Source organism: Teredinibacter turnerae T7901, from assembly GCF_000023025.1.
Lineage (GTDB): Bacteria > Pseudomonadota > Gammaproteobacteria > Pseudomonadales > Cellvibrionaceae > Teredinibacter > Teredinibacter turnerae_B.
Genome location: NC_012997.1, coordinates 2,385,623 through 2,400,171 on the forward strand (window position 1 = coordinate 2,385,623; position 14,549 = coordinate 2,400,171).

Annotated in this window: 10 protein-coding genes; 8 read left to right on the top strand and 2 right to left on the bottom strand. The window is 47.2% G+C overall.

All coding sequences use genetic code 11. The features are described from left to right. The first annotated feature begins 138 nt into the window (after nt 1–138). Nucleotides 139–1,098, top strand: coding sequence for a hypothetical protein (locus TERTU_RS09955; protein WP_228378304.1), 960 nt, complete (start codon nt 139–141; stop codon nt 1,096–1,098). Then, complete coding sequence (locus TERTU_RS09960; protein WP_041590186.1) at nt 1,073–3,706, top strand: ABC transporter substrate-binding protein; 2,634 nt, start codon at nt 1,073–1,075, stop codon at nt 3,704–3,706. The genes TERTU_RS09955 and TERTU_RS09960 overlap by 26 nt, the downstream gene beginning before the upstream one ends. Before the next feature lie 121 nt (nt 3,707–3,827). Here TERTU_RS09960 and TERTU_RS09965 read toward each other — a convergent pair whose 3' ends face one another. After that, on the bottom strand, nt 3,828–4,724 hold the full coding sequence (locus TERTU_RS09965; protein ID WP_015817417.1) for a LysR family transcriptional regulator: 897 nt from the start codon (nt 4,722–4,724) through the stop codon (nt 3,828–3,830). A 1,365-nt stretch (nt 4,725–6,089) separates the two neighbouring features. Between TERTU_RS09965 and ttuA the strand changes: the two genes are divergently transcribed. The 6 genes from ttuA to TERTU_RS10000 are packed head-to-tail and all read left to right on the top strand — an operon-like array spanning nt 6,090 to nt 12,517. Further along, nucleotides 6,090–8,018, top strand: a complete 1,929-nt coding sequence (gene ttuA, locus TERTU_RS09975; RefSeq protein ID WP_015820200.1) for a medium-chain-fatty-acid--ACP ligase TtuA — start codon at nt 6,090–6,092, stop codon at nt 8,016–8,018. After that, the gene (locus TERTU_RS09980) at nt 8,008–8,916 is read left to right on the top strand and encodes an acyl-CoA desaturase (protein WP_015819107.1); all 909 of its coding nucleotides are present in this window, start codon (nt 8,008–8,010) and stop codon (nt 8,914–8,916) included. The genes ttuA and TERTU_RS09980 overlap by 11 nt, the downstream gene beginning before the upstream one ends. A gap of 47 nt (nt 8,917–8,963) precedes the next feature. Further along, a complete protein-coding gene (gene ttuC / locus TERTU_RS09985; RefSeq protein ID WP_015818925.1) occupies nt 8,964–9,227 on the top strand; it encodes an acyl carrier protein TtuC in 264 nt (87 codons plus the stop codon). An 11-nt stretch (nt 9,228–9,238) separates the two neighbouring features. Further along, a complete protein-coding gene (ttuB, locus tag TERTU_RS09990; protein WP_015817111.1) occupies nt 9,239–10,258 on the top strand; it encodes a decanoyl-ACP acetylenase TtuB in 1,020 nt (339 codons plus the stop codon). A 4-nt stretch (nt 10,259–10,262) separates the two neighbouring features. Beyond that, complete coding sequence (locus TERTU_RS09995; RefSeq protein WP_015820419.1) at nt 10,263–10,895, top strand: hypothetical protein; 633 nt, start codon at nt 10,263–10,265, stop codon at nt 10,893–10,895. Then, nucleotides 10,895–12,517: an FAD-binding oxidoreductase gene (locus TERTU_RS10000; RefSeq protein ID WP_015819883.1), complete on the top strand. Its 1,623-nt coding sequence runs from the start codon at nt 10,895–10,897 to the stop codon at nt 12,515–12,517. Before TERTU_RS09995 ends, TERTU_RS10000 begins: the two co-directional genes overlap by 1 nt. Nucleotides 12,518–12,768: 251 nt before the next feature. On the opposite strand, the gene TERTU_RS10005 is transcribed toward TERTU_RS10000, so the two are convergent. Next, entirely contained in the window at nt 12,769–14,496 is a 1,728-nt protein-coding gene (locus tag TERTU_RS10005; protein WP_015819019.1) for a potassium/proton antiporter, read from the bottom strand. Nucleotides 14,497–14,549: the final 53 nt, after the last annotated feature.

Genomic DNA, 14,549 nt, shown 5'->3' on the forward strand with positions numbered 1-14,549 from the left:
TCCATGTTGGTTTTTTTACTGGTGACTGTATCACTAGTGCTTTTGAACAGCGCGAAACAAAAGCGAATTTTCATTCTACACAGCTACAATACAGATTATGCTTGGACACGCGGGTTGAATTTTGGTCTCGAGAAGGGGATGCGCGAGCTTTCACACGGTCGTGTTAATTACGATGTTCGATATTATTATATGAATGCGAAGAATATTCCATTTGAAACGGACGCGGACGTGCGGGGGCCGGTGAAGCAAGCGGTTCAGGCAATAGAAATGTATCAACCTGATGTGATTATCGCTTTTGATGATATTGCCCAAAAATTTGTTGTGGCGCCCAACTATATAAATCGACCAGGTGTCGATGTCGTGTTTTCAGGTGTAAACGGCGATGAGACTCGCTACTGTAGCTCAACTCGGGGTGATGAAAAAGTCTGTTATAACACGGCAGTAAATGTGGTGGGTACACTTGAGCGCATACCTGTTGCGAGCGTAGTTGATATTATTCATTTCTTGCGGTTAGAGAACCCGCAGACATTGGCGTCCGCTAAGCATGTCCACTTTCTGCTCGATGAATCGATTACAGCCACTCAGGATGCGCTCTATTTGGAGAACCAGGATTGGCAGGATATGGCATTTAGCGTCTCCCCCCCCATTGATACCTACGAAGACTGGCAAAACTACATTCTAGGAATCAACCAGGAAAATGTCGACTTCCTGCTGGTTGATGGGTATCGCAAGTTGCGTGTTGACGAGAGCGTCACAACGCATAATACCGCCGAGCAACGTATATACGCCGATCCGCTTAAGGTTGCCCGATGGACCGAAGCAAATTCCAATATCCCTATTATTGGCCTGAACGCATTTTCTAGCGAAGACGGGTTTATGCTTTCGGTTGGGGTTTCCGCATCTGCACTTGGTTACAAGGCTTTTGTCAAAGCGTCCAATTTGATTATGGATGATCATCCGATTAACTCGCTAGAACGTGTCGATATTTCTGATCAGTATGTGGTAGCCATAAATCAGACGGCGATGGAACAACGAGGTTTAAAAATTCCCAATATGTTGCAGGTGTTTGCTCGTGCCACTGAACATTTTTACGAGTAAATGGCTATGGCCATTGACCCTACGCCAGCTCTTTTGGTTTTCAGTATTGCTGATTGCTGTTGGTGAATCGCTTTTTTCGTCTTACTCTCCAGAAGTTTCTAACAGTTCTCTTTTACCGTTGAAGATTGCCCTGGTTGGCCCGATGCGGCTGGACCGAATGTCACTCTCTCAGCCAGATACCGTTGATAAGGGCAGGGTAATGCGTGAGAGTGTACTCCTATATGAGCAGCAGTTTAACGCGCAGGTTAAACCTAACGAGCGGCCGCTACAAATAACGGTTTACAACGACCGTGATAGCGATGATCCGGAAGTTTTAGCCAGACTGGCTGAAAAGATAAAAAAAGACGGCAATATTGCCGTTATTGGTCACCGCTCCTCCCGTGTTAGTAAGCCCGCTGCGCGCGAATACGCGAAACTTGGCATACCAATGGTGGGAGGCTCGGCTACGGCGTCCGGCATCACTGAAAACAATCCCTGGGCATTTCGCGTAGTGCCGGACAATCGCTTACAAGCTCATATGGCATTGCGTTATTTTCGGAGTTCAGGGTTGTTTGATACGGCCTTAAACGTGGCCGTACTGTTTAGTAACGACGAGTATGGCGTGTCCATGAATCAGGCATTTGTGGAGAGGGCTGGGCAACTGTCTCGAGAATTGAATATGACGCTAAGCAGCTACGCTGTCGAGCTGCCAGAAGATGGTGAATACTCAGTAAAACAAGCGCGAAAGATGGTCGACCGACTTCCGGCACATAGTGGAATTAACGCAATATTTCTAGCGGTACATGATGTTGAGGGCCGCTATCTGATAAAAGCGCTGCGCGATAATCCAAACACTGCGGGGCTGCCGGTTGTTGCCAGCGCGTCTATTGGCAAGCAAGGGTTTGCAAAGTATTTTAGTGAGATTTTGGGGGTCAATTCGCTTCCCGTTGATCATTATCTCGACGGAGTGTTTGCCCTTAGCCCAATGATATACGACATCGCCGGCCAAAGCGCACAAAATTTCTCTCTAGCGTATTACGCTGCTTACGGCCGCCGACCAGACTCGTCGGCTGCCAGTTACTTCGACGCTATTCACGCTGTGGTGAGCGCGGCTGCCGGTGTTCAGGATAACCTTCCTATCGCGCAGCAGCGAATAACTTTGCGCGATAGTTTGGCGGAGCTGGACGACCCCCAGCGGCCCATCCAAGGACTCTCTAGCGATTTTTTCTTTGATGAATTGGGCAATGTCGTGCGCCCTCTTATGGTGGGACAGTTCAGTGGTGAGCGGTTTATCTCAGCGCCGATACAATTGGGCTATGATCGTGGAGTGCTATATAAAACCCACGTAGTCTATACCGCAATTAAAGTAAAAGAGATAACAGATGTTTCGTTAGAAAAAAATACCTTTAGGGCGGTATTCGAAGTGTGGTTTAGGGGAGTAGGCGGCATTGATATTGATTCGGTTAGTTTTGTTAATAGTGTTGACGCTGAGGGGCTTGATGAGCGTGAACGTGTGTCTGAAAAATTTATGCAAGCTCCTCTGGGATATACGCTGAACAAGGCGCAAGTACCGATTACTTACAAGCGCTATACGGCCGAGCGCACCTTCCTCTTAACGGAGCAGCGCGGGCGTGGTGCCTTTGGTGAGTATATAGCGGCAATTGAGTTTCGACATAATAATCTGCCCCGTAAAAATATTATTTATGCTACTGACTTTCGCGGTGTCGATACCAATTGGGGCGAGGGGCTTGAAATGGACGGCTGGCAATTGGTGCAGGAATCAGCGTTTCAGTCGAGTTTTGTACGTGAAACTTTGGGTGATCCTGAGCTACTGAGCGCGTCGACTAAGTCGCGTACGTCCTCACTGTATAGCACCGTATATCTACTTAAATCCCGCTCGTTTTCATTGCGTGGCGTTATACCGCCCAGTTTGGAAAAAATGATATTTCAAGTCAGCTTACTTGGCTGGCTGCTTGTCGCGTTCGTCTTGAGTTGGCTCCCGCTAAAGCGGCTCCTTTGGTTGCGCAGTATTGTTTACGCATTCATTTTACTTACTCTGGAGCCTTTGATATTGGCTAAATCCGTCGAAATGTTGCCGATGTTTCATACCTCTGTGATCTCTCGATCTTTCGATATTGCCTGGTGGGTACTACTTGCGTATACCTTGGCTCAGGGAATCAACAACTATATTTGGGATATGCTCGATAGAAAGGCTCGTGTATTGAAATCCGAATCAGCTCTGGCGGCGACCGGGATTCCTACAATTTTACGTACGCTCACCAGTTGGTTTTGTTTTACACTTTGTGGCTTTGGTGTTATACGTTTTGTATTTGACATGGAAATTACACATTTGTTGGCGACGTCTGGCTTACTGACATTTATTGCTGGACTAGCATTGCAGGAAAATTTAACGGATTTGTTTTCTGGCTTAATTCTAAATATCGATAAACCTTTTTCAATCGGCGATAAAATAACTGTCAACTCCGAAATTTGCGGCACGGTAGTCAATATGAGTTGGAGGTTCACCTCACTGGTAACCGACGATAATGAAATGATCGCGCTACCCAACAGTATGCTGACCAGCGGCACAGTCGGCCGACCGCTGGAAGCGAGCCTGCCGAGTCTTTGAAATCGCTACGAAATGTGTACATCTCACGCGAGAGCGTTGCTTAAATTTGGGTTAGCAGCAGGGCTACGAGTATCCTGCTATGTTTGCTGAGAGATATTTTTCATACAATTAGTATGTTAATTCACGCAACATTTTCCGAAAGTAAGTCGCTACCGCTGTTAAATGAGAGCGCCAAATCCTGGTACCGTCTATCGTATTTCGTTTGTACGCCGTGGTGCAATTCAAAGTAAACGCTCAGTTGCATCGGAAAATCACAGATTGTTAGGTAGGGTAATCCATGGTTGATCGCGCTCGATTTGGGTATTAGGGCGATGCCCTGTTCTGATTTCACATAGTTTGGAATCCAATCGTCACAACAACTACTGCATGTGGCTTTAATAGTGAGACCTTCCGCTTGTATGCGTTCGCAAAGTAACAGCGACGAGTCGCAGTGATCTCTAAACAGAATTCGCTGATGTTCCAGGTCGTTCAAAAAAAGGTTTTCGCGATTTAAGTACTCATGTGCGAAGTCAAAAACGATCACAAACGGTTCTTGATGGATGGTGTCGATGAGATTGGAATTGCCTGAGTGAATTCGGCTAGCGAATATAAGATCCAGTTCGTGGTGGCGCATTTTCTCTTCCAGTTCGGGGGCGCTGCACTCTAAAAACGTAAAGTCGAGGTCACTGTTGAGGTGCCTATAGTTGTCCAATAAGCGACATATTAGGCTGAACGATAGATTGTGTTGGAATCCAATGCGTAGAAATTCCGCTTGTTGTTCCAGTATACGGCTAGCTTCTTCTTTGGTGCGGCGTGCATTAGTATATATATCGACAAAGTTCGGTAATAGCAGGCGTCCCAGATGAGAGAGTTCGACTGAGTTCTTGGTTCGGCATAGAAGCTCACCACCGATGATCGACTCCAATTTCTTAATCCCTTTAGTCAGCGCTGGTTGAGATACACAGCATTGTTCGGCTGCTCTCGTGAAATTCAGGGTTTCGCTAACAGCGATAAAATATTTAATTTGCGACATTTCCATCGAGTTGTCCTCGGCTAGATAAGGCTAAAACGGCGTTGATTTCTTCGATTCTGTTTTGCTAAGAATGATTTGCTATCTAGCGATATTTTTAGTGTTATTTTTGAAATGTGGGCACGCTGGTGTCAGCCCGTAGTCTTCTGTTGCTGGCTTGGGCCTTTGCGTTTTATCTATGGAATAACCCATGAGCCCTCGATGCATATCTTGGTGATAGTACAACCAATCGTCATATATACGCTCATCTAAAGTGCTAGTGAGTATCGCTGGATTTGTGTGCGTGTACTCGTTTGATTTTGCGTAGATTACAGGGGTACCTAGAAGCTTAGACGCACGTATGAGGGGCATCCACGAGAATTTATTCAAATAGTTCTTAACTCTCATCCATAAACGACTCCCACCTGATATTTATTTGCTCAATCGTATATGTGCGAGCAGATTCTCGAATGTCTCACTTGGTTATAAATATTTTTAGTCAATATTAAAACGGCTGTTTAATATCGATTAGAAGTAACCGTCCTTGTCGGGATAATGGATGCCATCATGCTTTGCAAGACGACCAAGGTGGTTTCGTGGATTTGAGCGTGCGGCACTGTATAAGTAGGCCTTGCGCGGTTCGTGTGGTGAGGTTTTAACAACCTTAGGCTTGTTGTTGCTTTGCTGTGGGGTTTAATGGACGATATTTACGCCAGACGAAGTTGAGTGTTTCGAACGTTTGTTCTCCGGATTTTTTATTCCAAGGGATTCTTTGTTAATGGACTGTTTTAGCGTGGGCACATTCTTTCGGCGAGTTTTTTGGTACATGATTGCGCTAGGCATTAACACGCTCGATTCATATGAATCTAGGTTTCTGGTCATGGCAAAATTAAGCTTACGTTAATTTAGATATTTATTATGTATGTGACTCTCAAGGCGTGTGTCGACAGATGCATGTTCTTCTGGTTATTAATAAGCGATATAAAGTTGAGTGGTTGCAGTGTCAGGCAATGTGATCGAATGAGTTTTGTTAGCCCTTTCTGATTCGGCCGTTTCTTGAGGCTATTGCGCAAGTAGGGTAGCTTCGTAAGGAGGGGGGTTACGCAAGGTGGGAAAATGTTAATTTAAATTGTCAAGTCGCTAGGCGTATGTTTGGTCGTTTTTGTTACTTCGTTGTGAATTATTCATTATTAATTTGTTTATTATATTTCCATGATAGGCAATAGCGCTGTTTAATTCTGCGTCTAGCGAAACGCCAATATGTGCGCTGGTCATGACAATTTAATTTGATGGACGCCAAAAACAACGAAGTTATTTAAAAACCTATGCATCTCATATAATTAGTGTTTATGATAATTCGCAATTGATTTCAGCTAATTATAAGTATTCGCGAATATGAATTCTGTAATTGTCGAAGATGATCCAACACTAATTCACCGGTTTTTATTCCACGCAGAAAATAAACCAGACGCGCTCGCCTACTGCTTTCTGGAGGATGGTGAGATAGATCGGCAACGTGTGTCATTCAGAGATTTACGCGAAATGTCGACGGTGGTGGCGCGAATATTTTCATCTGTTTGCCAGACACAGGAGCCGGTGCTTCTTGCACTGCCAAACGACTGCCGATTCATTGTGGGTTTTCTTGCGACGCAGCTGGAGTCGTTAATCGCTATACCTGTCTATCCCCCGGAAGGGAAACACAAGCGTGCTCGATTTACTTCGATTGTTCATAGTTCCGGCGCTCGTGTTCTACTTACATCATCTGAATATATTAAACGCTGCTCGAACTATTTTTCGACCTTGGCAGATGATGGCGTTACGGTTATCGATATCGACTCATTGCTAAACGGCTTGTTGTTGCCATTGCCGCAAGGTGTTTCTGATGTCAACGGCACCCTTGTTCCAGGCGAAGTTAGCACAAAAGCAACTGGTTTACAGGGGGCTGAAAGTAGCGTTGAAAGTTACAACGTTGAAAGTTACATTGAGCCGAGCGCCAAACCCGACGATATTTCATTTGTTCAGTACACATCGGGTTCTACCGGTGAACCGAAAGGCGTTGTGATTACTCATGCTAATCTCATCGAAAACCAGCGAATGATTCAGCGTAGTTTTTGTCATGACGAGAGCACTGTATTTGGCAGTTGGCTGCCGTTTTATCATGACATGGGCTTGGTCGGCAATATTTTGCAGCCATTGTACTTGGGCATTCCTTGTTATTTTATGGCCCCGATTGCCTTTATTCAAAAGCCATTTCGTTGGCTGGCCTTAATCTCAAAATATCGTGTTACCACATCTGGTGGGCCCGACTTTGGGTATGCGCTGTGCGCCAAGCGTGTAAAAGATGCGCAAATAGCATCTTTGGATTTAACCAGTTGGGAAGTGGCTTTCAATGGTTCTGAGCCAGTCAAACTCGCGACGATAACACGGTTTCACGCAAAATTTTCAAGCTGCGGATTTTCGGCCAAGAGTATGTACCCTGTATATGGTATGGCCGAAGCGACGTTATTTATTAGCGGCGGTTCACGACATAACGAACCGCAGGCACTGCAAATCGATTCGGCAGAACTACAGCGGGGGCGAATTATAGGCGCTGCTGAGAATGAAAACAGCAAGTCTTTGGTGTGTTGTGGCGACGATATTGACAGGCAGCAAGTGTGTATTGTGGACCCTGCGAGTAGGTTGCCCGTGGCCGACGGTAGTGTTGGTGAAATCTGGGTGACCGGTGCGCATGTAGCAAAGTCGTACTTCCGAAATCCTGAGCTGAGTCGCTCAACGTTAGCAGCCACCTTCGATTCGGCATCTGATAGCAATGCTGATCAGAGCCAGTGCAAGTACCTCCGCACCGGCGATTTAGGCGCTGTTGTTAGTGGCGATTTGTATATTACAGGAAGGTTAAAAGATCTAATCGTGATGCGCGGGCTCAACCATCATCCGCATGATATAGAAGCAACTTTACAGCAGCTCGACGCTAGTCTCGGCGAATACGCCTGTGCATGTTTCACCGACAATATTGGGGATGTGGATTTTCTGACTGTCGTGCAAGAGATTGCGCCAACGTACGCAAAATCAGGTTCTCTGGAAGATTTAGCGGATAAAATGTGTGAAGAATTAAATCAGGAACACGGGCTGACCTTAGATAGCATCTATTTTGTTCGACCATTTACTATCCCAAAAACCACTAGCGGAAAGTTACAACGCTCCGCTATGCGTAGCCGCCTTGCGGAAAATGCTGTCACGCCCATATGGCGGTATCTATCGCCAAGAATTGCCCCCTTAGTTACACAAAATGGCACATTAGAGGAGCGGGTAAGTTATGTCCGCTGATACGTCATCGCCAGCCAAACAAGAATTTTCCAGTTTCGCAAAAGAATTGCAATGGTCGCAAAAGCTTCATGCCGGCGCAATTTTGCTTGTGCCATTCGCTGGTGTTTGTGCGCTCATTGCGTGCGCTGTTGTTGTTCCTGTTGCCTTGGTGAATTGGGTCGTTTTTATTGTGATGTATTTTCTCACAATGGTCGTGGGCATCACTGTCGGGTATCACCGAATGCTCGCTCACCGCTCTTTCAAAGCGCCCCCGGCTATTCGATGTTTTATTGCGATTTGTGGCTGTATGGCCGCGCAAGGCACGCCCTCCTACTGGGTCAGCAACCATCGCCGCCATCATCAGTACAGCGATAAGGCCGGTGACCCGCATTCACCCGTTTGTGACAGTGATGTCAGTCTCGGGCGGTGGAAAGGATTTACTCACAGTCATTTTGGCTGGATGTTTACGCACGAGTTAACCCCTACAACCCGGTATGCGAAGGATCTTTTACAGGACCGCCTGCTAGGGAGAATATCCAGTCTGTATTGGTGGTGGGTTTATCTGGGAATTCTCGCTCCAGGTGTTTTTGTGTACCTGTGGACGGCAAGTCCTGTACAGGCGGCCATTGCGATTTTATTAGCGGGGTTAACACGATTGTGTGTTGCGCTGCATGTGACTAGCGCGATTAATTCATTGTGCCATATGTTCGGCGGTCGTCCTCATCTAACGCGTGATAGCAGCGGTAATCTTGCGTGGCTTGCGGTGCTGTCTGGCGGTGAGTCATGGCATAACAACCACCATGCATTTCCGCATTCCGCGAAATTTGGGCATAAATGGTGGCAGCTAGATCCGGGTTTTATTTTTATTTATCTACTCGAAAAAGCGGGGCTGGCGTGGGATGTAAAGCGCCCAGCCTGAAAAATTTGAAATACGGACTTTGATAACTCGTTAGAGTGGGGCACCCAATGACAACTGTAGAAACACTAGAACCAACAATCACTGCTGAGGATGTTCAGCAATGGCTCGCTGAATACATTGCAGACGTATTGGAAATTAGCGAAAGTGCGATTGATTTTGATACGCCGTTCCACCAGTTCGGGCTGGATTCGTCTGCTGTTGTGGGTTTAGTGGCAGATCTTAGTGAGTGGAGTGGAGTGGCGATAGGTATTAAATCCATCCGCAAAAATAATTCTATCCATGCGCTATCGCAATTTATTGCCGCGAAATAGGGGGGCATCTGATGAGTAATACATTTGACAACGCCCTCGCGCAGCCGCAAACCGGGATGGATCTCGAAGGAGTAAGCACAGTGGCACCGCGTAAAAAATCGCGGAAAAATGCGCGAGTTACGCTTAACGACCCTGGCGTGCAGGCGACGCAAAAAGTTATCGCCTACTTAACTATTATCGTTCCCTTGTTGGGTCTGGTTGCTGCACTCTATCTGGCATATCAAAACGGCATTTCTCAATTGGATATCGCCTTGCTTGTCGGCATGTATTTGCTGACAAATCTTGGTATTGAGATGGGCTACCACCGTTTGTTTGCGCATCGTACATTTAAAACATTTGGCTTTGTTCATTATTTGCTGATGGTATTCGGCCAAATGGCGGGTGAAGGGGGAGTAATATATTGGGTGGCCACTCACCGTCGTCATCACATCCATAGTGACACAGCGCTTGATCCGCATTCGCCGCATACTTGCCACACCGGGGCTGAGCCAGAAGAGCTAAATTTGCGCCGCGGCCTCTTGCATGCGCATCTCGGCTGGATGGTAAACGACAAGGTAACTAACAGTGCACTGTTCACCGAAGATCTCACCCGCGACCCGCTGACAAAAGCCATTAACGATCTCTACTTTCCCATTTTAATTCTCGGCCTGATCATACCGGCAGCTATCGGCGGAATCGTCACCAACAGCTGGTACGGCGCGCTTACCGGATTTTTGTGGGGTGGTTTGGTACGCATGTTTTTTGTTACGCATTCTACCTGGCTAAATGGCTCCTTTGCACATCGATATGGTTCAAAACCGTTTGAAACGGGCGATCATAGTGCAAATAATTTTTGGTGCGCGATCCCGACGTTTGGTGCTTCCTGGCAAAATAATCACCATGCATTTCCGCTTTCTGCGATGTTAGGTTTGAAGTGGTGGCAAATCGATATCGCCTGGTATTTTATTTGGGTATTTGAAAAACTTGGGCTTGCGTGGTCGGTGCGACGTCTAACGCCCGAGCATATTGAACGAAAGCGCAAAGTGGCGTAGCCGTATGTTGCAGGAACTCCATACTTTAACTAAGGGCCCGCTTGAACTAGATATTGATGGCGAGACATTTATTTTAAAAACCTATTTGTGTGAGATACCCGAAGGTTTGTTCGAACTGCGTAAAATGGTCTACGGAGAAGAGCAGGCATTTCTGAAGGAAGACCAGCTATTGCTGCCGGAAGATTATACCTGCCACCATGTATGTGTTTACCATTCTGGTATTTTGGTAGCTGCCATGGTTGGTATGCCTGTCGATCAATCTCCTTACCCGGAAATGACTGGCGCCACAGGGGAGGAGCTACAAAGTTGCTATTTTTCGTCAAAAGGCATTGTGCATCCGGAATATCGCAGTCGATTCAGATTGTGGCCGTTATTAACCTATCTCACGTTTTTGCATGGCACTAAATCAGGTTATAACGATAATCTGAGCTTGTTCGAAAACAAAAGTTTTGTTGAGCTGCTTATGGACGTCGAGTGGCTGTCGCACCTGCCGGATGTGTTTTATGAAGGTGATAATCACCGCTATCAACTCTTTCCTGCTCGGGTAAATCTTAAATACGGTGCCGAAGAGGCTTGGGAAGTACTCGATCCCAGCGTTCAGAACGCAATGCAAGAAAACAGGCTGACTTTAGCTTAATGGAAGTCGCCGACACTCGAGTGGCCGATTTTATTACCGAAGCGCGCAATGCGCTCGGGGCGGAATTCGTACTGGAAAAGGCGTTGGCTCAGGCCTTCGAGCAGTGTGTTAGTGGCCATTCGCGCAGAATTGCTGCCGTTGTACAAGCTCGTGATATACCGCAGATTCGCATAGTATTGCAGTTATGTAAAAAGTTTGAACTTGGCCTCTACCCCGTAAGCCAGGGAAAAAACTGGGGAATGGGCTCGCGATTGCCGGTGCAAAACGGGTGTGTTGTACTGGATCTTTCTGGTATGAGCAAGATTGCGCATATCGACCCCGTTTTCGGTACGATAACTTTAGAGCCTGGCGTAACCCAACAACAAGTATATGAGCACCTTCTGCAGGAGAACCTACCGTTTTACATGGATGTAACTGGCTCCAGCAGGGAGAGCAGCGTTATTGGGAATCTTCTCGAGCGTGGCGTTGCATACAATACACTTCGCGTCGACCAGTTGGTGCAGCTCGAAGTTATGCTGGCCGATGGCTCAATTGTTAAAACAGGTTTTGGCGAGGCACCCAACTCCTTGGTTTCTCACCTGTATCCCCATGGGCTAGGCCCTAACCTCACCGGGATTTTTTTGCAGTCCAATTTTGGCATTGTCATATCCGCCACACTCACGCTCCTGCCAAAGCAGGAATCGCACTTCGTCTTCATCGCGAATATCCGTGAGACTCGGATGGTGGCAAACGTGATAGACGATCTGCGTTTGCTGCTCCAGCAAAAAATTCTCGACTGCGTTGTGCATGTTGGTAACCATAAACGCCGGGAAATCACCCTTGCGCCCTTGGTATTCGAAGCCGCAAAGAAATACGGTGTGACCCTAACTCGGGGGGAGTGCGAGGGTTTGGTTAATCGCACATCACGCGGTGACTGGTCTGCGGTTGGTGTTATCGCCGGCAATCGGCACTGTGTAAAAGCACATAAAAAGATAGTGCAAAAGACGTTAGGGGCTTACGGAAAAGTCGGGTGGCTGACCGCTGAAAAATTACGAATAGCAAAAAATGCGATGCGTCTTATTGGTTTGAAGCGCCAGCTAATATTTTTGGAGGCGGTTACGCCGCTTTTGGGTTATGCATTGGGAAAACCCAGTAGTGAGGCGCTGCGAAGTGCGTACTGGCCATTTTGCAATGAGCAGGCTAACTGGCAAAATCCGGACTTTCCGAGTGATGGAGGTTTGATATTTTGTACCCCACTGCTGCCAATGTGCAGCAGCGCGATTGAAAAATTTCACCAGATTACGCAGGAGTTTGAGCGCACGTATCTGGTGAAGTTTGCGATTACGTTGAATACAATGAACAGGAGTTGTATCGAGGCGGTCATCAGCCTTGAATTCGATCGCCAGAATGCAGATACCGTACAGCGAACAAAAACTATCATGACCAACTTGTTGGAGCAGTGCGCTGCCGAGGGGTTTTTACCCTATCGGTTGGATATTGATAGTTACCGAAAATTTTGTAATAACCACACAGAGCTGTCGCGCACCAGCCAGAGAATTAAACAATTACTGGACCCTGACGGAATTATTGCTCCAGGCCGCTATGGCTTGAGTGCTGGACCTAGAGATGCTAGGGCCTGTTAACACTAATTCAATTCGCTCTGCTGGAGCCTGTATTTTCAGGATGAAAGGCATTTTTGGCGTTGTTTAGCGGGCTAAACGAGCGAAAAATAACGCATCAGCCTGGAAATACAGGCCCAGCCCTGCGGGTTGCGGCTAAAATCCCGCTCTCAGCGTTGTTTATCGCTCATTTGGAACAACCAAACTACGCTCCAAACGCCTTGACAGCGAAATTTTAGCCGCAACAGAATGAATCGAATTAGTGTTAACAGGCCCTAGCTAGGCAGTTTCAAACCTACTGCGCTGATGCGATTGTCTACCACTTCCCGCACCACCAGCTCCACTGACCCAATCTGAGTTTTATCGCCAACAACCGGTTTTTTACCGCACTTGCTAAGTATGTACGCCTCCAGGGATTTTGTTTTATCCTCTTCTTTCGCTGAGAATCCATATATTGCTCCAACCTCTGCCAAAGGAGCGGTGGGACTGAGAGTGAATTCGCCTAGGAAGTGACTGGACGAAAGCGAAAAATTATTGCCAGCGGGAGCAAAAACGCGATTCAATTTTGTCCTAGAACCCTGGCCGACTAAAAACACGACGCGGTCATCAGCTTGTAGCGTATGTTTACCAGAATTGTTGAGTAATTTCCCTTCTCTAATAACCCCCATTAACTGCGCGTACTCGGGAATAGGGAGTTGCGGTGTACTCAAGCCTGCCGCATTACTTTCACCGGTTACTGGATAAACGGTAACCGTACTACTGTGCGCATTTTGGATGGCGACTTGCACATACTCGGGTTCTCTATCTGCGGGTGGAACTTCGAGCTTTAACCAGCGCGCGACGGGAGCAATGGTCCAACCCTGAATGATAAGTGACACAAGCACAACGAAGAACACGAGTTCGAAGTAGGTCTGGGTATTCTCCAAGCCGGCGAGGGAGGGAAAAAGAGCGAGGATAATTGGTACTGCCCCACGCAGACCACACCAGCTTATAAAGACCTGTTCCCGCCAGGGGAATCTGAATGGCAGCAACGCAAAAGCGACAGCGATTGGCCGGGCGATAAAAATGAGTACAAACGCTATTGCCAATGCTGGCAGCACGAGTGGCAAGATATGGGATGGCGTTATGAGTAGCCCAAGCATGAGGAACATGCCGATTTGGCTTAGCCAGGCCAAGCCATTGTGAAATTTTTGGATGCCGCTACCCGATGTGAGTGGCGCATTTCCAATAAGCGCGCCTGCGATAAAAATGGCCAAAAAACCGCTGCCATCAAGCAGCGTAGTAAAGCCAAACAGGCAAACGGCTCCAGCCAAAGCTAACAATGGGTAGAGCGACGCGGGTAGTGGAAGACGCTTGAGCAGTTGTGCCAAAAGTGCACCACCAGCAAAACCCATTATTAATCCAAGGCCCATTTGGCGGAGCAGGGCAAGTAAAAACATCCCCGCGTGGCTCCCATCGCTCTCGATTTGCATGATTTGCACGAGAGTCATGGTAAGAAAGATTGCCATTGGATCATTTGACCCGGACTCAATTTCGAGCGTCGCCCCGGTTCGCTTTTTTATTTCAAGGCCTGCACCGCGTAGTAGGCCGAATACTGCGGCGGCGTCTGTTGATGCGACTATAGCGCCAATAAGTAGGCTTTCTTTCCAAGGTAGTTCAAGAATAAGCTGCACGGCGTAGCCGGTTATGCCTGCGGTGGCGACAACGCCAAGTGTAGCCAAAGATAATGCAGGTTTGAGGCTCACCCGGAAGGTTGACGTTTTCGTGCCTAAACCACCGTCGAAAATAATAATGGCCAGTGCGATATTGCCAAATAAAAATGCGAGGCCAAAATCGTTAAAATTGATTTTGCCAGGACCATCTTCCCCGGCGAGCATTCCCAGTATCAAGAAAACCAGCAATATAGGTGCGCCAATGCGCTGCGTAAAAACGCTAACGACAATACATAGCAAAGCGAGCAGCGACGCGCCGAAAATATGCTGATAGATAAGCTCGATGATCATAGAGTGCGGGAGGGCCTTGTAGTCAACTCAAATTATTCAACGCAGCGATTTGA